Source organism: Enterobacter sp. 186315, from assembly GCF_053290175.1.
The window spans coordinates 449,930-467,637 of the sequence record NZ_JBPTTK010000001.1 but is presented as its reverse complement, the minus strand read 5'-3'; the positions used below and the strand labels follow the sequence as shown (position 1 = coordinate 467,637).

The window sequence follows — 17,708 nt, the reverse complement described above, 5'->3', positions numbered from 1 at the left end:
AGCGATTAAATGGCGATGGAAACACAAGACATTATTAAACGCTCCGCGACGAACCCGATTACCCCCGCGCCTCGTGCGCGGGACTACAAGGCGGAAGTTGCCAAGCTTATCGATGTCTCCTCCTGCGTGGGCTGTAAAGCCTGCCAGGTGGCCTGTTCCGAGTGGAACGATATCCGCGACGAGGTGGGGCACTGCGTCGGGGTTTACGATAACCCGGCGGATCTGAGCGCCAAGTCGTGGACGGTGATGCGTTTTAGCGAAACCGACCAGAACGGCAAGCTCGAATGGCTTATCCGCAAAGACGGCTGTATGCACTGCGAGGATCCGGGCTGCCTGAAGGCCTGCCCGTCCGCCGGGGCGATTATTCAGTACGCCAACGGGATCGTCGACTTCCAGCAGGACAACTGCATCGGCTGCGGCTACTGCATTGCCGGGTGTCCGTTTAATATTCCGCGCCTCAATAAAGAGGATAACCGGGTCTATAAATGCACCCTGTGCGTGGATCGCGTCAGCGTGGGTCAGGAGCCAGCCTGCGTGAAGACCTGTCCGACCGGCGCCATTCACTTCGGCACCAAAAAAGAGATGCTGGACGTGGCCCAGGCGCGCGTAGACAAGCTGAAAGCGCGCGGCTACGAAAATGCGGGCATCTATAACCCGCAGGGCGTGGGCGGCACGCACGTGATGTATGTTCTGCACCACAACGACCAGCCGGAGCTGTACCACAATCTGCCAAAAGATCCGGCGATTGATACCTCCATCAACCTGTGGAAAGGGGCGTTAAAACCGCTCTCGGCGGCCGGCTTTATCGCCACCTTCGCAGGGTTGATTTATCACTACATCGGTATCGGGCCAAACAAAGAGGTGGATGACGACGAGGAGGAGCATCATGAGTAAGTCATGGATTGTGCGCACGAAGTTTATCGATCGCGCCTGTCACTGGACGGTAGTGATCTGCTTCTTCCTGGTGGCGGTGTCGGGGATTTCGTTCTTCTTCCCGACGCTACAGTGGCTGACCGAAACTTTCGGCACCCCGCAGATGGGGCGCATTCTGCACCCATTCTTCGGCGTGCTGATTTTCGTGGTGCTGATGTTTATGTTCGTGCGCTTCGTGCATCACAACATCCCGGACAGGCAGGACATTCCGTGGGTGAAGGGGATTGTCGAAGTTCTGAAGGGCAACGAGCATAAAGTCGCGAAGGTGGGTAAATACAACGCCGGGCAAAAAATGATGTTCTGGACCATCATGAGCATGATTTTCGTGCTGCTGGTGACCGGGGTTATCATCTGGCGTCCGTATTTCGCGCACTATTTCCCGATTCAGGTCATTCGCTACGCGCTGCTGATCCACGCGACGTCGGCCATTATTTTGATTCACGCCATCCTGATCCATATGTATATGGCCTTCTGGGTGAAAGGATCGATCAAAGGCATGATTGAAGGGAAGGTGACGCGCCGCTGGGCGCAGAAGCACCATCCTCGCTGGTACCGTGACGTTGAGCGTCTGGAAGCGAAAAAAGAGAGCACTGAAGGGATTAAGTAAGGGTTAGCGCCGTCGGCCTGGGTCGACGGCGTTTTTTGACTATGCCGGGTATCAGGTGTTCGTCAGCAAACAATCCATTGCCGCGATAACATCCTGACGTGCCCCGCGTAAATTACAGACATAATCTTTATTGCTAATCTTTGCCGTATTAAGGTTGGTAACCATCGGCGAATAAATAAGTAACGTTTCAAAATCAATATTTATTTTAGGTGCCAAATGGCTATGCCATAACGGCAGTTTATGATTCCTCATAAAGGGAATAATGACGCGCGTTGATAAATCGTTATAACAATCATCCTGAACGATCATGTAATAAGGCAGATTGTCTCGCGTCGCGATAGAGGGATTCCGGTAAACATCAAATTGTTTACGCATCAGAGCACCCGGAAGAACTCATCATCAGTAATGGTTCCGTTTTTTTCGACAAACGCGTTCATCGCCCGAATGAACTCACGGTCGCCCTCGGTCTGCAAGCGTGGCGGTGCGGCCGAAGCTTTGATTGGCGGTGGGGTAACGCTATGGCGGCGGGGATCATGCTTCACAGTGTTCCTTTTCATTTTTCTCTCCCTGTTTGTTGGTGCGGGCATTATCAACCCTCCCCAACAAAAAACAATACCGCTTCGCCTGGCAAACACAATTATGCGAGCACCATTCCATTCGCTATAAATAAATTCAGCCTCGTTGCATTTTATTGCAAAGAGGCTCGACTTAATTAAAAGGGTTCGGAAATATAGCGGAACGGATATTTCGACGGTTTCACTTTACCTATTTTACGCTTCGGCAGTTCCACCGACTCGATATGGAGATCTTTATAGGGAATTTGCGACAGCAGGTGCGAAATAATATTTAACCGCACCCGTTTTTTATCTTCCGACCGGGCGACAAACCAGGGCGCCCAGGCGGTGTCGGTGGCGGCGAACATGGCATCGCGCGCCACGGTGTATTCATCCCACTTCGTGAAGGACTTAATGTCCATTGGCGACAGTTTCCAGGTCTTGCGGCCATCGTTAATACGGTCGCGCAGGCGGCGCTCCTGCTCTTTTGGCGTCACCTCCAGCCAGTATTTGAGCAGAACGATCCCCGCGTCGACCATCGCTTTTTCCATTACCGGCGTGCCGTCGAGAAATTTCTCGACCTGCTCCTCGGTGCAAAAGCCCATTACCCGCTCGACGCCAGCCCGGTTGTACCAGCTGCGGTCAAAGATAACGATCTCGCCGGCGGAGGGCAGATGGGGCACGTAGCGCTGGAAATAGAGCTGGCTTTTCTCTTTATCGGTAGGCGCGGGCAGGGCGACCACGCGGAATACGCGCGGGCTCACGCGCTCGGTGATCGCCTTAATGGTTCCGCCTTTCCCTGCGCCGTCGCGTCCTTCAAAAACGATACACACCTTCAATCCTTTGCTCACGACCCATTGCTGGAGCTTAACCAGTTCAACGTGCAGGCGGCGCAGCGCTTTCTCATACTCTTTGTTTTTGAGCGGGACATGTTTAACGACATCAACAACGACGCTGGCTTTCTTCTTACTGACCATGGGTGTCACCTCTTGTTGTGCGCTCGCGAAAGAGAGGGCCGTACACTGAAGTGTAAACTACCTGAATTAATGGATTAACCTGTCAGCAAGCCGATTTGAACTGGTTCACCATACCAGTTTGTTCAATAATGCCCGTTGCACATTTTTAACCAGTGGTTGCGGTATGAAAAAAACAATTTTTTCGTTGGCGCTTGGCACGTTCGGCCTGGGAATGGCCGAGTTTGGCATTATGGGCGTGTTAACGGAGCTGGCGCGGGATACCGGGATCTCCATTCCCTCCGCCGGGAATATGATTTCGTTTTACGCGTTCGGCGTGGTGATCGGCGCGCCGATTGTTGCGCTCTTTTCGGGCCGATTCTCGCTTAAAACCACGCTGCTGTTTCTGGTGGCGATGTGCGCCGTCGGCAACGCGATTTTTACCTTTTCGACCTCTTATACCGGGCTCGCCGTCGGGCGTCTTATCTCCGGTTTCCCGCATGGCGCTATTTTTGGCGTGGGGGCGATTATCCTCTCCCGCATCGCCCCGCCGGGAAAAGTGACGCTGGCGGTGGCGGGCATGATTGCCGGAATGACCGTCGCGAATCTGGTCGGCGTTCCGCTTGGCACCTGGCTCGGCCACACCTACAGCTGGCGTTACACCTTCTTCCTGATTGCCGTCTTCGATGCGCTGGTGATCCTCTCGGTCCTGCTCTGGGTGCCTAAGATTTACGACAAGACCGAAACCCGCCTGAGCGAGCAGTTTCACTTCCTCAAAAAGCCTGAGCCCTGGCTGATCTTCGCCGCCACCATGTTCGGTAACGCCGGGGTGTTTGCTTGGTTTAGCTTCGTGAAGCCGTTTATGGTCAACGTTTCCGGCTTCTCCGAAGGGGTGATGACGGCGATCATGATGCTGATGGGGCTGGGAATGGTGCTGGGCAATATGCTCAGCGGGAAGTTATCGGGCCGCTATAGCCCGCTGCGCATCGCCGCCGTGACCGATCTGGTGATTGTGGCTGCGTTGCTGCTGCTCTTTGCCTTCGGCGAGATCAAAACCGCCTCACTGGTGACGGGCTTTATCTGCTGTGCCGGGCTGTTTGCGCTCTCCGCGCCGCTGCAAATCTTGCTCCTGCAAAACGCCAAAGGCGGCGAGCTGCTGGGGGCTGCGGGCGGGCAGGTGGCGTTTAACCTCGGCAGCGCCATCGGGGCCTATTTTGGTGGGATGATGATTACGCTGGGCTTTAGCTGGAGCTACGTGACGTTACCGGCGGCGATATTGTCGTTCTCGGCCATGTCTTCGCTGCTGATGTATGGCTACCTGAAAGCCAAAAGAGATCAGGCCAACGCTCGCGCGCTAGCCTGATCGGATCAGGCTAGAGAGGGTTCTCCCAGGGTCAGCATCAGACGGTTGGCCCAGGCGAAGAACGCTGCGGACTGCACCAGGTCAAGCTGCGCTAAGGTATCGAGCCCCTCTTTTTCCAGCGTGGCAAGGTGCAGCGGCGTGGCGGCTGGCGGCGTAACCGACAGCGCTGCCGCAAAATTAATTTCCGCCTGCCAGCGTGCAGACTGCCCCTCGCTCAGGGATTGCCCCGGACGCACCGCCAGAAGCGCCTCTACCGCGCCGTCATCCTTTGACAGCTGGCTGGCCTTACGCGCATGGACAGATGCGCAGTAGATGCAGCCGTTGATTTTACTGGCGACCGTTGCGGCCAGCTCGCGCTCGGCGCGCGGCAGTCCCCCAGGAGTATAAAAAATCCCTTTATCGGTCAGCGTGCGCTGTTCAAGCACCGGCAGATTGCGCCCCAGCAGTCGGAAATAGTCGGAATCGGTATGACCAAACTTCGCCAGAATCGCCACCTCATCGTCGCGGAAATCCGCCAGCGGTTTGGCGGCCAGCCACGGCTCCCAGCCCAGCTCCTGCTGGGTGAAGGCGACGGGAGCCGCCTTCCCGGTGGCCGTGGTTGCGGCCGTGTGCCAGAATCCTGCGGCTACTGGCGCATCGCTTGCGGCGACGGGCCTGTCGTTCAGCAGCCGTAGCCCGGCAATCAGCCGGCTCTGGAAGCTCACAAACGCGACGAGCTGCGCCAGGGTAACAATGCCTTCCTTGCTCCATCCCGCCTGCGTCAAAGCCTTTAACGCGGGAGGCGTCGCTTCGACGGGGGAGAACGTCAGCAGGCGCGCGAAGTTCAGCGCCGGGGTCAGGCGGTCTGAGGTCGGGTCGGCCAGGCCAAACCCCGCGTAGTGCGCGGCCAGCGCCTCCGCGCTGTGCCATCTGGCGACTTTCGCCGCTACGGCGAAACGCTCGTCGAGTGCAAAATCATCATCCTGCTGGCTAAAGAGGATTTCATAGCTGCCCTGCGCGTGGCGGGTGGCGGCATCCCGCGTGGCGCGCGCCTCTGCCAGAGGGGAACCGGGTTTAATTTCCGCCAGCTCGGCGAGAATGTCCTGACTTAATGACATGGGTGTCTCCTCAACGTATGTGGGGGGCGATGTGTTCGGCGATCAGCTCAATGGAGCGCAGCGTGTCGCGGTGCGTGGGTTCGACCGAATGGACCTGGAACGAAATATCCGTGGCGCGCCTGAGAATGGAATCGGCGTGCAGTGAACGCAGTACCGTGTCGGGCGAACCGATATGGGCGTCAAACTGGCGGCGATAATCGGTGACGGTGTCACCTTTAACCGCGTGTCCGGCCGCGCGATGCTGCTGCGCCTGCTTCGTCAGGCCCGGCGTTGCCACCTTCAGCGCATAGTCATCGCTGTCGGCGACGAACGCGGTACGGGAGGCGAGAATGCGCGGCGCGATGCCCGCCGGCAGCGCCTCTAGGTAGGCATCCACAATCGGGTTCTGGATTTCATCGAGCGTAAGATCCGGCCGGTCCGCCGGGCGCGGCTGCGTGCGGGAGAGCATTAAGCCATGTCCGGCCTGTGCCGCACGCACTGCACCGTCTACGGAGAAGGTGGCAATCCAGATGCGGTCCGCCAGCTGCGGTGCGGGAGGGTATAAATGGTTATCCGGGTGGGCAAGCGAATCGCCGCGCCAGGCGCTCTGGAGCACGTGCAGGTTCTCGGCAAACGCGCTCGCGCGCGCCTCAAACGTCAGGCCGAACGGCAGGAATGAGGTGGGCGTGCCGCCTGACCCCAGCCCGACTTCAAGACGTCCATCGGCGAGTAAATCAAGCACCGCGGCATCTTCCGCCACGCGCAGCGGGTTTTCCATCGGCAGGGTAATGATGGCGGTGCCCAGGCGGATGGTTTCGGTATGCGCGGCCACGTGTGCCAGAAACAGCAGCGGAGACGGCAGCCCGCCTTCGCTTTCGTGGAAGTGGTGCTGCGCAATCCAGGCGCTGTCAAAGCCGTGGCGTTCGGCGTGGCGGATCTGTTCTGTTGCCAGACGATAGCGCTCTTTCGGCGCGGCGTTGTCCAGCAGGCGGGTGAAAAACCCCAGGCGTTTTCGCGTCATGCGAACTCCTCCGTAGCGGGTGAAAAGTGGGGAATGGCGTCAATCAGCTCGCGGGTATAGGCGTTCTGCGGCGAGGCGAACAAGGTCCCGACGTCGCCGTGCTCGACCACCTGACCGCTGCGCAACACCGTGACGCTGTGGGCGATCCGGCGAACCGTGGAGAGATCGTGCGTAATAAAGAGATAGGTCAACCCCAGCTGCTGCTGGAGCTGCTGAAGCAGAGCCAGGATCTGCGCCTGCACGGTGACGTCCAGCGCGGAGGTGGCTTCGTCCAGCACCAGAATAGTTGGCTCCAGGATCAGCGCCCGGGCGATGGCAACGCGCTGGCGCTGTCCGCCTGAGAGCTCCCGGGCGGTGCGGCTAAGGAGTTCGACGGGCAGGGCAACCCGCTGCACGACCGTTTCCACCCGGGCCTTACGCTCCGCTTTGCGCAGGCGGGAAAAGTTCTTCAGCGGCTCTTCGATGATGTCAAACAGCGTCTGACGCGGGTCGAGAGAGGCAAACGGGTTCTGGTAGACAAACTGGATCTTCTGGCGCAGCTGACGACGTGCCTCGCGGCTGAGCGTGGTGGCATCAATATCGTCAATAATGACCTGTCCGCTGTCGGCCTGTTCGAACCCCAGCAAAATACGGGCGAGGGTGGTTTTCCCGGAGCCGGATTCACCGACCAGCGCATGCGTGCTGCCGCGCCTGACGTCAAACGTCACACGATCCAGCGCCTGAAGCTGGTGGCCTTTGCCCAGCGAGAACCGTTTGCTGATGTCGCGGGCGCGAATGGCCGGTGACGCAAGCGGCAGACCGGCCACAGGGGCGATGGTCAGGCGCTGGCCCTGGAGATCGCTCAATAGCTGGCGGGTGTAGGCGTGCTGCGGCGTGCGGACGATATCGGCGGTGTTTCCCTGCTCCTGAATTTCGCCATCGCGAAAAACCAGCAGCCGGTCCGCACGCTGTGCGGCCAGCGCCAGATCGTGGGTGACAAACAGGACGGCGGTCCCCGATTCGCGACGAAGGATATCCAGCAGGTCGAGAATGCGTTTCTGCACCGTCACGTCCAGCGCGCTGGTCGGCTCATCGGCAATGATGACGTCCGGGCGCAGGGCTATCGCGATGGCAATCAGCACGCGCTGCTTCATGCCGCCGGAGAGCTGATGTGGGTACTGCTTCATGCGCTGTTCGGGGTGGCTCAGGCCGACCTTTGTCAGCAGGGCAAGCACCTGCTCGTCGCGCTGGAGAGCCGTGACCTTTTGGTGAAGCTGAATAATTTCGCCAACCTGCGCGCCGATGGTTTTTACCGGGTTGAGCGAATTACCCGGATCCTGCGGAACCAGGCTAACCCGCGCGCCGCGAAGGGTATCCAGACGCTTAGCCGACCACTGGCTTATCTCCTCGCCGTTGAGAATGATTTTTCCCGCATCGCGCCGGGCGTTATCGGCCAGCAGACCGATGATCGCCTGCGCCGTGGTGGTTTTGCCGGAGCCGGACTCGCCGACAAACGCCAGCATTTCTCCTCGCCCGAGCGTGAAGCTGACGCTATGCACCACCTCCCGCCACTGGCGCGCGGTGCGGTAGCTGATGGTCAGGTTTTCTACCGAGAGTACGGTCATTTCAGGCCTCCGCTGAACTGTTGGCTGATACGGTTGGTTGCCAGCACCACGGCGATGACGGCCAGGCCGGGGAAGGTGGTTAACCACCAGGCGGTAGAGAGATAGTTACGGCCTTCGGCAATCAACAGGCCCCATTCCGGCACGGGCGGCGGAGTGCCGTAGCCGAGAAAGCTCAGCGTGGAGAGCGCCAGGATGGCCTGACCAAACTGGAGCGTGGCGAAGGCGAGCACGGCGGTTAAGGCGTTGGGCAGGATGTGTCGCCACAGCACCGCGAAGAAGGTCCCGCCGCTGCCGTACGCCGCTTCGACATAATCCGTATGGCGGATGCGCACCACTTCACCGCGCGCGAGGCGGGCGAAGCTGGCAATGGAGGCTACGCCGACGGCAATCGCGGCGTTAACGGTGCCAAAGCCGAGCAGAATAATCACCGTCAGCGAGAGCAGCAGGGACGGGATGGACAGCAGCACGTCGACAAAACGCATCAGCAGAGACTCGACGCGTCCGGCGAACGCCCCGGCAACCACGCCTAAACCGGTACCCACCAGCAGACCCATCGTGATGGCGGCCAGCGCCGCGCTCAGGGAGTGGGAGGCGCCATAAACGATACGCGCGTAAACATCGCGGCCAAGCTGATCCGTGCCGAGCCAGTGGCCGGCCTGCGGCGCCAGGCGCTGTGCCCCCGCGATGCCCTCAATCGGGCTGTAGTGGGTTAGCAGGCCGGGCGCGACGGCGGCAAAAAGAGCGATAGTCATCACCGCCCATGCCAGCCACAGTCCGGGCTGCCAGTCGACGCCGTGCCAGGTGGGGACGCGTTTTCGCGCGGCGGCTGCGTAATCAACAAGGCTCATGATGCACCTCCGGAAAGGGGTTGCAGACGGGGATCCAGCAGCGGCATCAGCAGATCCACCAGCAGATTAATCAGGACAAAACCGAGGGCGGAAATCATCACCACCGCCTGAAGCACGGCAATATCCTGGTTATTCACCGCCTGCTGGGTCAGCTGTCCGAGCCCGCTGCGGCCAAAGACGGTTTCGGTGATCAGCGCTCCGGCAATCAGCTCGCCCAGCAGCAGCCCGGCAATATTGAGCACCGGCAGCAGGGCGTTGCCCGTCACGTGACGCCACAGCACGGCGGTTTCACTCAGCCCTTTGGCCCGGGCAACGGCAACAAACGGCTGCGTCGCCACCTGGTCCAGGCTGCGCATCAGGATTTGCGCCAGCGGGGCGGAGATCGGGATGGCGACGGTCACGATCGGCAGGATCAGCCCCTGTAGCGGCGTCGGGTTAATCACCGGGATTAGCCGTAGCTGAAAAGAAAATAGCTGGATCAGGGCAATGCCCAGCCAGAACGTCGGCAGGGAGATAAACAGGACCGGCAGCGACTGGAGGGCATTACTCAGCCAGCGCAGGCCCGGCAGACGCGACGCGAAGGCTAGCGCAAACGCCAGCAGGACCGCGAGTACAAACGCGGGCAGGGCAAGGCTCAGGGTATCCGGCAGGTTGCTGGCAATCAGCTCGCTGACCGGCACGCCTGCCTGCAACGAATAGCCGAAATCCCCGCGCAGCATCTCCAGCAGCGTGTGGGCGTACTGCTGCCACAGCGGGCTGTCCGCGCCGTAGGCCACGCGCATCTCCTCGATTTGCGCCGGGCTTAAGCCCAGATCCGGGTTCTGAAATTTAATCAGCACCGTGTCGCCTGGCAGCACCTGGAGCAACACGAACGAGAGGGTAAAGGCGGCCCACAGCACCAGCAGCCCGTGCCCAAAACGTTGAAGAAGTGCGTGGCGCATCGTCGGCTCCTCAGTGTTTCTCAATCCACGCGCCGTAGAACGACGGGCGGCCTACCGCTTCAAAACTCACGCCTTTCAGCCACGGGGCGCCGGCAAAGACCTGCGGCTCCTCGAAAATCGGAATGACGTAGGCGTTATCCAGCAGATAGCGCTGGGCATCGCCGCTCAGTTGCAGGCGTTTTTGCGGATCGACCTCGGCGGAGATATCGACCAGCAGCGCGTTCAGCTTGTCGTCGCGGAAGTTTTTGACCTTGTCGCTGGAGCCGCCTTTTTGCAGCAGCGCGTCGCGATTAGCGGGGTAGAACATGCTTTTCACCACGTCCGGATCGGCGCGGCCCACTTCGGAGACGGTTAGCGGCGTTTTCAGCGGGTCAAGGTTATCCAGCGTGCGGCTGCCCGCGTCGCCGGCTTTTACGCTCAGCGCCACGCCCACCTGACGCCACTGCTGGGCAACCAGTTGCAGCACCTCTTTGTTTTGCGGCTGCGGCAGGGATTCATACACCGTCAGCGCCAGCCGCTGGCCGTCTTTGGCGCGGATCCCGTCGCCGCCCGCTTTCCAGCCCGCCTCGTCCAGCAGCTGGTTGGCTTTTGCCGGGTCAAAGGTCAGCTTGTCGCTGAGATCGACAAAGCCTGCTGCGGAATCGGCAATCACCGACTTCGCCTGCGGATAGTTGGCCGAGAAGAGGGTCTCAACCACCTGTTTTGCATTGGTGGCGTGCAGCAGCGCCTGACGAACCCGAACGTCGGCGACCAGCGGGTTATCCGGACGGAAGCTGATGCTGTCATTCACGCCGCGCGTCGGAGCGGCGTAGATTTTGTAACCCTGGTTTGTCGCCTGCTTTTCGTCATAGGCCTGCACCTGACGAATAAAATCCGCCTGACCCGCCAGCAGGGCGCCGACGCGCACGCTGTCCTCCTGGGTCACGATAAACTTGATCCCGTCCAGATTGGCCGGCCCCTGCTGCGCCAGATTTTTAGGCCCCCAGCGGTAGTCTTTGCGGGCTTCGAGCGTCACTTCGCGGCCGAGCTTCTCGTCCTTCACCACAAACGGGCCGGAGCCGATGATATGGCGGGCATCCCCCAGCTGTTCAAAGTTGCGCTTCAGGGTGCTGAGCGACACCAGGCCTGAGCCAATCGTGGCGGTGCCTTGCAGGAACCCCGGCGACGGTTTTTTGAAGTAGAACTTCACGGTCAGCGGGTCGACCACTTCGCTGCGGTCGTAGTTATTGATCACTTCGGACACCGGCAGGCGCTGCGCCTTGTTGCCCAAACCGTAGGTATCAAAGTTTTTCGCCACGGCGCTGGCGTCCAGCGGCGTGCCGTCGGAGAAGGTGATCCCGGGGCGAATTTTAAAGGTGTATTCGGTTTTATCGGCGTTGGTGGTCCAGCTTTCTGCCACCCAGGGTTCAACCTCCAGCGTCTTTGGGTTCTGCCAGGTCAGCTTGTCGGTGATTTGGTTCAGGATGCCGCCGTTCGGGTAGAAGCCGCCGGCGGGCGGATAGAGGTTCGTGTGCGCCTGTTGCTCCAGATAAATCAGCGTGCCGCCTTTGACAGGCGCATCAGCGGACCAGGCTGCGGTTGTCGTCAGAATAAGCGCCGTCAGCAGCGGCAGACGAAATGGGGTTTGCATGGTGAATTCCTTTGTTATCTTCTTGTTAGCGTCGGATTCATCATCGGGCGCGGGGGAAAACAAGGGAACAAAGGAATTATGATAAGGATTGCCGGAAAATGGCTATAAAAGCGCCCCGTCAGGGGGCGCAGGCGGGGAGTTAAACGAATTTCGCTAACGGATCGGCAGCGGCAAAGGCCACGGATTTATCGGCGGCAGGAGGATAGATAAGCTCGTGAGTGATGGCAATCTTGATCTTCTTGGCTTCATCCCGCACGGATTTAACGACCTGATCCCAGCCCTCCGTATAAACCGCACCCCAGGCGCCTAAATCCAGACAGGTTACATAATTCACCTGACGATAAGGATAAGGTTCAACGTTCAGCAGGCTGGCCGCCGCGTTGTGTCCGGCAAATTTGCCAAGCTGAATAGCGTGCTGGCAGGTCATCAGCGCGGTGTTACCCCGGTCGTCGGTTTTGGCGTGGGCCATATCTCCGGTCGCGTAAATATGCGGATGGGCCGGAACGCTGAGGCTTTCAGTGACCTTCAAGCGCCCCTGGTTATCCCGTTCGCCGTCAATCTGCTGGCTCAACGGGTGAGCCTCCACGCCAGCGGTCCAGACAACGGTCGAGGCGGCAATCCGTTCACCGTTTTTCAGCGTCACTCCTTCCGCGTCAATCGCTTCAACTTCACTATTCAGACGCCATTCAACGCCAAGTTCGCTGCTGGCCTCTGCAATAGTATTGCGCAGGGCTTCGCTGTAACGTCCGCCCATCAACGCACCGCGCTCAACTACGATAACTTTTGTCTGCGTATCTTCACCAAAGCGGGCGCGAAGACGAGCCGGTAGCTCGGTCGCCAGCTCAATCCCGGTAAAACCGCCGCCGCACACCACCACGGTGTTGCGTGCCGCCGTAGACGGGCGCGCTACCAGCGAATCAAGGTGTTTCTCGAAAACCTCAGCGGATCCAAACTGGTCGATATCAAAAGCGTACTCCGCAAGACCCGCAACGGTAGGGCGACGCATCTGGCTGCCGGTTGCCAGCACCAGACGATCAAACGCGGCCTGTTTCGTGGCGCCTTCGGCATCCCGATACCAGACGGTATTCTCAGTCGAATCAATACGCTCAGCGCTACCGGCAATAAAGTTAATACCCAGTTCGGCAAACAGGTCGCCCAGCGGCGCCACCAGCGTGGAGACGTTCTCTTCATAAAAGCGCGGACGAACGCGCAGCTCCGGAACGGGTGCCAGCACGGTAATGCTCAGCTCATGACTTTTTTCCAGATCGGCCAGCCGGGCCGCGCTGATTGCTGCCCACATTCCGGAAAACCCACTGCCTACAATTAAAATCTGCTTCTTCATCTTCGATCCTTGTGATCGTCAGGCGCTGTGTCTGACATAACTGCAACTATACTTGTCGCAGTTAACTGCGACAACTTCTTTCTGAGTTAAAAATGAATATCCAGAATTTTCATAGCATTAAAATTTAGAGCTGCGGGGCGATGGTTTAGCACTACCAAACGCCGCTATAATGACCCGGATTAATGGCTTCGGAGTTACCTATGGCTTTTTACAGTTCCGGCGTGGAATACGGCATCCACAGCCTGATGTGCATGGTGGATGCAAAAGGCAACGAGCGTGAGATGAGCGTTAGAGAGATGGCCGCCTTACAGGGGGTGCCTTATGACTATCTGGGCAAGATCTTCACCCGTTTGTCCCGCGCGGGGCTGGTGAGTAGCACCGAGGGCAAGGGCGGGGGATTCAGGCTCGCGCGCCCTGCGGAGCTGATCTCCGTGCTGGATGTGGCCCAGGCTATTGACGGCGAAAAGAGTATGTTTGAGTGCCGCGAGGTGCGTCAGCGGCTGGCGGTATTTGATGAAACCCCTCCCGCCTGGGTGTGCGATGGTCCGTGCGGCGTGCGATCCGTGATGGACAGCGCCCAGCAGCGGATGGAAGAGGAGCTATCACGTCATACCATTCTGGATTTGGCGCGCAAGATGTATCGCAAAGCACCGGATACGTTTCAGATTGAAGTGCAGGAGTGGATTGCCGACAGGCGGTCGTCGTAGCGGAAAGCCGGGGCAGGCGCAATGCTCCCCCGGCTACGGGCTTACGAGCGTAAATCGATCACCATACGGCCACGGATTTGCCCCTGTTCCATCTCTTTAAAGATGGCGTTGATGTCTTCCAGCGGACGCATGGTCACTTTCGGCACCACTTTGCCTTCAGCCGCAAACTGGAAGGCTTCGATCAGATCCTGACGGGTGCCGACCAGCGAACCGACTACCTGAATACCGTCCAGCACCAGACGCGGAATATCCAGGCTCATCGCTTCCGGCGGCAGGCCAACTGCCACCACGCGGCCACCGGCGCGAACGGCGTCTACCGCCGAGTTGAATGCGGCTTTTGCGACGGCGGTGACGACAGCAGCATGGGCGCCGCCGGTTTTTTCCTGCACAATTTTAGCGGCATCTTCGCTGCGGGAGTTGATGGTTAAATCCGCACCCATGCTTGCCGCCAGCTTCAGCTGTTCGTCGTTAACGTCAAGGGCGATGACTTTGGCGTTAAAGACGTTTTTAGCGTATTGCAGCGCGAGGTTGCCCAGACCACCCAGACCGTAAATCGCAATCCACTGGCCCGGTTTAATACCGGAAACTTTTACCGCTTTGTAGGTGGTGACCCCGGCACAGGTGATGCTGCTGGCCGCCGCAGAGTCAAGCCCGTCCGGCACTTTCACCGCGTAATCGGCGGTGACGATGCACTCTTGCGCCATGCCGCCGTCAACGGAATAGCCCGCGTTTTTCACGTCGCGGCACAGGGTTTCGTTGCCGGAGTTACAGTATTCACAGTGACCGCAGCCTTCAAAGAACCATGCCACGCTTGCCCGATCGCCCACCTTCAGCGACTGCACCCCCGGGCCGATCTCTTTGACGATACCAATCCCTTCATGACCGAGGATCACGCCGGTTTTATCGCCGAAATCACCGTTCTTCACGTGAAGATCGGTATGGCACACGCCGCAGCACTCCATTTTCAGCAGGGCTTCGCCATGCTTGAGTGGGCGGAGGGTTTTTTCAGTCACGTTAACCTGGTGATCCTGGGTAACAACAGCAGCCTTCATATGTTTCTCCTTGTTCATGATGAGAATCTGCATAGCAGGGGAAGTACTTCCTAAGGATTAAGAGAATGGCACGGTATTGCAAGGCGGGCGCAACACATTGTCATAAATTCATACGATTTCAGATTAAGAACAAAGCGATCCACTCATAAATGGTAGGACAGAAAAACTGCAAAAAAAGCGTCATGGTTCTGTCATACAGCGAACGTAACGTGTTGGCTTCCTGATAACCGCAGAGTTAAAAAGACATGCTTCTGGTGAAAAAACTTATCGCAATCAGCGTCCTGCTGTCCGCTTCCGTACAGGCGCAAAACATCCTTGAATTTCCTCAGCCGGACAATAATCCGGAAGAGTTCTACGCCGTGACCGAAATTCCGGCAGGCGGGATCATTAAATATGAAACCGATGCGAAAACCGGGTTTATCGTGGCAGACCGTTTCCAGTCGATGCCGGTGGCGTATCCCGCTAACTATGGCTCGCTGACCCAGTCGCTGGCCGGGGATGGCGATCCGCTGGACGTGATTTTCTACACCCGCGCGCCGATGGCACCCGGCACGCTGATCAAGCTGCGCGCTATCGGCGTGCTGAAAATGGTCGACGGCGGCGAGAAAGACGACAAAATCGTGGCGGTTCCGGCCAGCAAAATTGACCCGACCTATGACGATATTAAAGAATTGAGCGATCTGCCGAAGATCGAAGTGCAGCGTCTGGAATCGTTTTTCCGCGTGTATAAGCAGCTGCCGGAAGGGCGCAAGAAGGTGGAGCTGAGCGGCTTTAACGACGCCGCCGCGGCAAAAGGGGAAATTAAACAGGCATGGGATGCCTGGAAAGCGAAAAACCCGCAGTAAAAAACTGGCCCGGCGAGGCTACCGCCGGGCGCAGAATTACAGCTGAGCTTCCAGCGACGCGATCTCTTTACGCCACTGCGCCTGAAGCTGCGGCTTTTGGTGCTTCGGCTTACGCGCTAAATCCTCTTCCAGCAGCGTTTCCAGCGTGACCAGCCGTTCCAGCAAATCGTCATACGGCGACGGCTGTTCCTGAACGGTGGGTTCAGCCTCTGCCGACGGCGTCAGCCCTGTGCGTTCACGCAGGCGTTCGAACACCGCGTCAGCGTCATGCCATTCGCTAAGACGACCATCTTCAATCAGCCAGAAGCGATTGCAGCTTTGGCTTATTAGCTGACGATCGTGGCTCACCAGCAGCACGCCCCCCTCAAACTGCTGGAGGGTTTCTGCCAGCGCCTCTTTGCCTTCCATGTCCAGATGGTTGGTCGGTTCATCAAGCATCAGCAGGCTGTAGCGGGCAAGCGTCAACCCGACAAACAGCAGGCGAGAGCGCTCGCCGCCGCTGAGGGTATTGACCTTTTGCCCGTGGCGCGCCCAGGGGAATCCGGCGCTAATCAGCGCCATCTTACGATCCTGCGGGGCAGGCGCGAAGGGCTCTAACGCGTCCAGGAGCGACGCCTCGTCCGGCAGCTGGTGGAGCGTCTGGTCGTAATAGCCCATCGCAACGCGCGGATGAATTTTCAGCGCGTCTGACGGCTGCCCGCCGGTAAACTGTCGCCAGATAAGCTTCATCAGCGAGGATTTACCGCAGCCGTTACGCCCGACGATCGCCACCCGGTCGCCGCTTTTGATGCGCGCGATCTCCACGCTAAACAGCGCGGGCAGGCCCGGCGCCGGAGGGACGTCGAGGGTGTCCATCTCCAGCAGACGGTCGGCGCGAAGGGCATCTCCACGCAGGGTTAACGTCCACTGGCTGCCCGCGGTCAGCTCGGTCTGGCTCTCTTTCAGCCGTTCAACCTGCTTTTCCATCTGTTTAGCCTTACGCGCCAGATCTTCGTTGTCGTAGACCTTGCCCCAGGTGGCCAGCCGTTTGGCGCTGGCGGCGACGCGGTCGATCTCTTTTTGCTCCGCCTTATGGCGCTGCGCGTCGCTTTCATCTCTCGCGACCAGCGCCCGACGAGCTTCCGTGCAGGGCAGCGCAAAGTAGTGCAGCGTTTTATCGCGAAGGATCCAGCTGCCGTTGGTAACCGCATCAAGCAGCTGCCGGTCATGGGAGACCAGCACAAAGCTGCCGGACCAGTTCTGTAAAAACTGCTCCAGCCAGAGCATGGTCGGCAGGTCGAGGTGGTTGCTGGGTTCATCGAGCAGAAGCAGGTCCGGCTCGCTAATCAACGCCCGCGCCAGCAGCAGGCGGGTGTGCTGCCCACCGCTGAGGGTCGCCGATTGCAGTGCCATATCCTGCGGGGTAAAGCCCATGCTCGCCAGCAGCGTTTCGGCTTTCCAGCGCAGGCTTTCGCGTTCGCCCTGCGGCAGCTGTGCCAGCACCGCGTCCAGCATGGTGAGCGAATAAATCGCATCCGGCAGATGTTGCTCAACGCGCGCCATGAGGCAGTGCCCGGCCAGGGCCACCGTTCCGGCAGCGGGAGAGTCGGTGCCGTCGAGGATCTTCAACAGCGTACTTTTGCCGCAGCCGTTATCGCCCAGCAGACCAATGCGGTCGCCTTTTTTCAGCGTAAAGGAGAGTGAGTCGAAGAGCGTGCCAAACGCCGTATCAACGCGTAAAGATTGTGCAGTGAGTAAAGTGCTCATTTGTTGCTTACCCAAGAGTTACAGGCATGTTTATGCCTCGTCAAACATCGCTGACGATAACTCAGTAAGCCCGAGAGAAGGGATTCAGGGGTTGGTGTCTTCGCTCAAGCAGAAGTTATCGCAGCACGATACCGATAACGCTTGAGCTGGTGCGATCACCAAATGTATGTGAAACATTGAAAATTTCACAGTACAGCATAATTGGCCTCCTTATATATTCAGTAGGTTGATGAATGAGTGCAGTGTAGCGGGAGAAAGGGGATTTGGCTAGAGGGTGCGGTCTGATGCCCTCACCCTGACCCTCTCCCACAGGGAGAGGGAATGGTTACAGCGATTCGAATGCCAGCTACGGGCACCCTGGTCCGGCTGTAAATCGCCGAAGCGTTTCCGTAATGCCGGGGCGAGGCGCATGGACGCGCCGAGAGGGCATAGCCTGCATGGATGCAGGCTGGTGCCCGACCCGATAGCCTGAAGGAATAAGCTGAG

At 58.8% G+C, this 17,708-nt stretch carries 17 protein-coding genes; 5 read left to right on the top strand and 12 right to left on the bottom strand.

Annotated elements, in window-relative coordinates:
• The first annotated feature begins 9 nt into the window (after nucleotides 1-9).
• Together fdxH and fdnI are read left to right on the top strand one after the other, a co-directional pair.
• Nucleotides 10-894 (top strand): formate dehydrogenase subunit beta, encoded by an 885-nt coding sequence (gene fdxH, locus ACSVHP_RS02280; RefSeq protein ID WP_234674676.1) that lies wholly within the window; start codon nucleotides 10-12, stop codon nucleotides 892-894.
• Entirely contained in the window at nucleotides 887-1,540 is a 654-nt protein-coding gene (fdnI, locus tag ACSVHP_RS02275) for a formate dehydrogenase-N subunit gamma (RefSeq protein WP_417313230.1), read from the top strand. The genes fdxH and fdnI overlap by 8 nt, the downstream gene beginning before the upstream one ends.
• Nucleotides 1,541-1,591: 51 nt before the next feature.
• Here the strand turns inward: fdnI and ACSVHP_RS02270 are convergent, their stop codons facing one another.
• From ACSVHP_RS02270 to ppk2, 3 genes are all read right to left on the bottom strand, one after another.
• Nucleotides 1,592-1,915: a CcdB family protein gene (locus tag ACSVHP_RS02270; protein WP_447550852.1), complete on the bottom strand. Its 324-nt coding sequence runs from the start codon at nucleotides 1,913-1,915 to the stop codon at nucleotides 1,592-1,594.
• Nucleotides 1,915-2,097, bottom strand: coding sequence for a hypothetical protein (locus ACSVHP_RS02265; protein WP_234674673.1), 183 nt, complete (start codon nucleotides 2,095-2,097; stop codon nucleotides 1,915-1,917). Before ACSVHP_RS02265 ends, ACSVHP_RS02270 begins: the two co-directional genes overlap by 1 nt.
• A 155-nt stretch (nucleotides 2,098-2,252) precedes the next feature.
• Nucleotides 2,253-3,071: a polyphosphate kinase 2 gene (gene ppk2 / locus ACSVHP_RS02260; RefSeq protein WP_447550851.1), complete on the bottom strand. Its 819-nt coding sequence runs from the start codon at nucleotides 3,069-3,071 to the stop codon at nucleotides 2,253-2,255.
• Between the two features lie 163 nt (nucleotides 3,072-3,234).
• On the opposite strand from ppk2, the gene araJ reads away from it, so the two are divergent.
• Nucleotides 3,235-4,410 carry an MFS transporter AraJ gene (gene araJ, locus ACSVHP_RS02255; protein WP_234674671.1) on the top strand — a complete coding sequence of 392 codons (1,176 nt, stop codon included), beginning with the start codon at nucleotides 3,235-3,237 and terminating at the stop codon, nucleotides 4,408-4,410.
• Nucleotides 4,411-4,415: 5 nt separating this feature from the next.
• On the opposite strand, the gene ACSVHP_RS02250 is transcribed toward araJ, so the two are convergent.
• The 7 genes from ACSVHP_RS02250 to ACSVHP_RS02220 all read right to left on the bottom strand — a co-directional run bounded on the left by ACSVHP_RS02250 (nucleotide 4,416) and on the right by ACSVHP_RS02220 (nucleotide 12,872).
• Nucleotides 4,416-5,507 carry an alkylhydroperoxidase domain protein gene (locus tag ACSVHP_RS02250; RefSeq protein ID WP_447550850.1) on the bottom strand — a complete coding sequence of 364 codons (1,092 nt, stop codon included), beginning with the start codon at nucleotides 5,505-5,507 and terminating at the stop codon, nucleotides 4,416-4,418.
• Nucleotides 5,508-5,517: 10 nt separating this feature from the next.
• Entirely contained in the window at nucleotides 5,518-6,507 is a 990-nt protein-coding gene (locus tag ACSVHP_RS02245; protein WP_447550849.1) for a putative FMN-dependent luciferase-like monooxygenase, read from the bottom strand.
• Complete coding sequence (locus ACSVHP_RS02240; protein WP_447550848.1) at nucleotides 6,504-8,111, bottom strand: dipeptide ABC transporter ATP-binding protein; 1,608 nt, start codon at nucleotides 8,109-8,111, stop codon at nucleotides 6,504-6,506. Before ACSVHP_RS02240 ends, ACSVHP_RS02245 begins: the two co-directional genes overlap by 4 nt.
• Entirely contained in the window at nucleotides 8,108-8,959 is an 852-nt protein-coding gene (locus ACSVHP_RS02235; protein WP_447550847.1) for an ABC transporter permease, read from the bottom strand. Before ACSVHP_RS02235 ends, ACSVHP_RS02240 begins: the two co-directional genes overlap by 4 nt.
• Nucleotides 8,956-9,900, bottom strand: a complete 945-nt coding sequence (locus ACSVHP_RS02230) for an ABC transporter permease (protein WP_447550846.1) — start codon at nucleotides 9,898-9,900, stop codon at nucleotides 8,956-8,958. Before ACSVHP_RS02230 ends, ACSVHP_RS02235 begins: the two co-directional genes overlap by 4 nt.
• Nucleotides 9,901-9,910: 10 nt before the next feature.
• Nucleotides 9,911-11,530 carry a TIGR04028 family ABC transporter substrate-binding protein gene (locus ACSVHP_RS02225; protein ID WP_447550845.1) on the bottom strand — a complete coding sequence of 540 codons (1,620 nt, stop codon included), beginning with the start codon at nucleotides 11,528-11,530 and terminating at the stop codon, nucleotides 9,911-9,913.
• 139 nt (nucleotides 11,531-11,669) lie between these two features.
• Entirely contained in the window at nucleotides 11,670-12,872 is a 1,203-nt protein-coding gene (locus ACSVHP_RS02220; protein ID WP_447550844.1) for an NAD(P)/FAD-dependent oxidoreductase, read from the bottom strand.
• Nucleotides 12,873-13,072: 200 nt separating this feature from the next.
• On the opposite strand from ACSVHP_RS02220, the gene ACSVHP_RS02215 reads away from it, so the two are divergent.
• Nucleotides 13,073-13,579 (top strand): RrF2 family transcriptional regulator, encoded by a 507-nt coding sequence (locus tag ACSVHP_RS02215; RefSeq protein WP_234674663.1) that lies wholly within the window; start codon nucleotides 13,073-13,075, stop codon nucleotides 13,577-13,579.
• Nucleotides 13,580-13,620: 41 nt separating this feature from the next.
• On the opposite strand, the gene adhP is transcribed toward ACSVHP_RS02215, so the two are convergent.
• Nucleotides 13,621-14,631, bottom strand: a complete 1,011-nt coding sequence (adhP, locus tag ACSVHP_RS02210) for an alcohol dehydrogenase AdhP (protein WP_447550843.1) — start codon at nucleotides 14,629-14,631, stop codon at nucleotides 13,621-13,623.
• Between the two features lie 245 nt (nucleotides 14,632-14,876).
• Between adhP and ACSVHP_RS02205 the strand changes: the two genes are divergently transcribed.
• Nucleotides 14,877-15,476, top strand: a complete 600-nt coding sequence (locus tag ACSVHP_RS02205; protein ID WP_447550842.1) for an inorganic diphosphatase — start codon at nucleotides 14,877-14,879, stop codon at nucleotides 15,474-15,476.
• Nucleotides 15,477-15,512: 36 nt separating this feature from the next.
• On the opposite strand, the gene ACSVHP_RS02200 is transcribed toward ACSVHP_RS02205, so the two are convergent.
• Nucleotides 15,513-17,222 carry an ABC-F family ATP-binding cassette domain-containing protein gene (locus tag ACSVHP_RS02200; protein ID WP_447550841.1) on the bottom strand — a complete coding sequence of 570 codons (1,710 nt, stop codon included), beginning with the start codon at nucleotides 17,220-17,222 and terminating at the stop codon, nucleotides 15,513-15,515.
• Between the last annotated feature and the right edge of the window lie 486 nt (nucleotides 17,223-17,708).

Excerpts from the sequence above, each read along its gene's own strand:
- ppk2 (WP_447550851.1), bottom strand. The coding sequence starts at position 3,071 with ATGGTCAGTAAGAAGAAAGCCAGCGTCGTTGTTGATGTCGTTAAACAT.
- ACSVHP_RS02200 (WP_447550841.1), bottom strand. The coding sequence starts at position 17,222 with ATGAGCACTTTACTCACTGCACAATCTTTACGCGTTGATACGGCGTTT.
- ACSVHP_RS02235 (WP_447550847.1), bottom strand. The coding sequence starts at position 8,959 with ATGAGCCTTGTTGATTACGCAGCCGCCGCGCGAAAACGCGTCCCCACC.
- fdnI (WP_417313230.1), top strand. The coding sequence starts at position 887 with ATGAGTAAGTCATGGATTGTGCGCACGAAGTTTATCGATCGCGCCTGT.
- adhP (WP_447550843.1), bottom strand. The coding sequence starts at position 14,631 with ATGAAGGCTGCTGTTGTTACCCAGGATCACCAGGTTAACGTGACTGAA.
- fdxH (WP_234674676.1), top strand. The coding sequence starts at position 10 with ATGGCGATGGAAACACAAGACATTATTAAACGCTCCGCGACGAACCCG.
- ACSVHP_RS02270 (WP_447550852.1), bottom strand. The coding sequence starts at position 1,915 with ATGCGTAAACAATTTGATGTTTACCGGAATCCCTCTATCGCGACGCGA.
- ACSVHP_RS02265 (WP_234674673.1), bottom strand. The coding sequence starts at position 2,097 with ATGAAAAGGAACACTGTGAAGCATGATCCCCGCCGCCATAGCGTTACC.
- ACSVHP_RS02215 (WP_234674663.1), top strand. The coding sequence starts at position 13,073 with ATGGCTTTTTACAGTTCCGGCGTGGAATACGGCATCCACAGCCTGATG.
- ACSVHP_RS02205 (WP_447550842.1), top strand. The coding sequence starts at position 14,877 with ATGCTTCTGGTGAAAAAACTTATCGCAATCAGCGTCCTGCTGTCCGCT.
- ACSVHP_RS02230 (WP_447550846.1), bottom strand. The coding sequence starts at position 9,900 with ATGCGCCACGCACTTCTTCAACGTTTTGGGCACGGGCTGCTGGTGCTG.
- ACSVHP_RS02220 (WP_447550844.1), bottom strand. The coding sequence starts at position 12,872 with ATGAAGAAGCAGATTTTAATTGTAGGCAGTGGGTTTTCCGGAATGTGG.
- ACSVHP_RS02250 (WP_447550850.1), bottom strand. The coding sequence starts at position 5,507 with ATGTCATTAAGTCAGGACATTCTCGCCGAGCTGGCGGAAATTAAACCC.
- ACSVHP_RS02245 (WP_447550849.1), bottom strand. The coding sequence starts at position 6,507 with ATGACGCGAAAACGCCTGGGGTTTTTCACCCGCCTGCTGGACAACGCC.
- ACSVHP_RS02225 (WP_447550845.1), bottom strand. The coding sequence starts at position 11,530 with ATGCAAACCCCATTTCGTCTGCCGCTGCTGACGGCGCTTATTCTGACG.
- ACSVHP_RS02240 (WP_447550848.1), bottom strand. The coding sequence starts at position 8,111 with ATGACCGTACTCTCGGTAGAAAACCTGACCATCAGCTACCGCACCGCG.
- araJ (WP_234674671.1), top strand. The coding sequence starts at position 3,235 with ATGAAAAAAACAATTTTTTCGTTGGCGCTTGGCACGTTCGGCCTGGGA.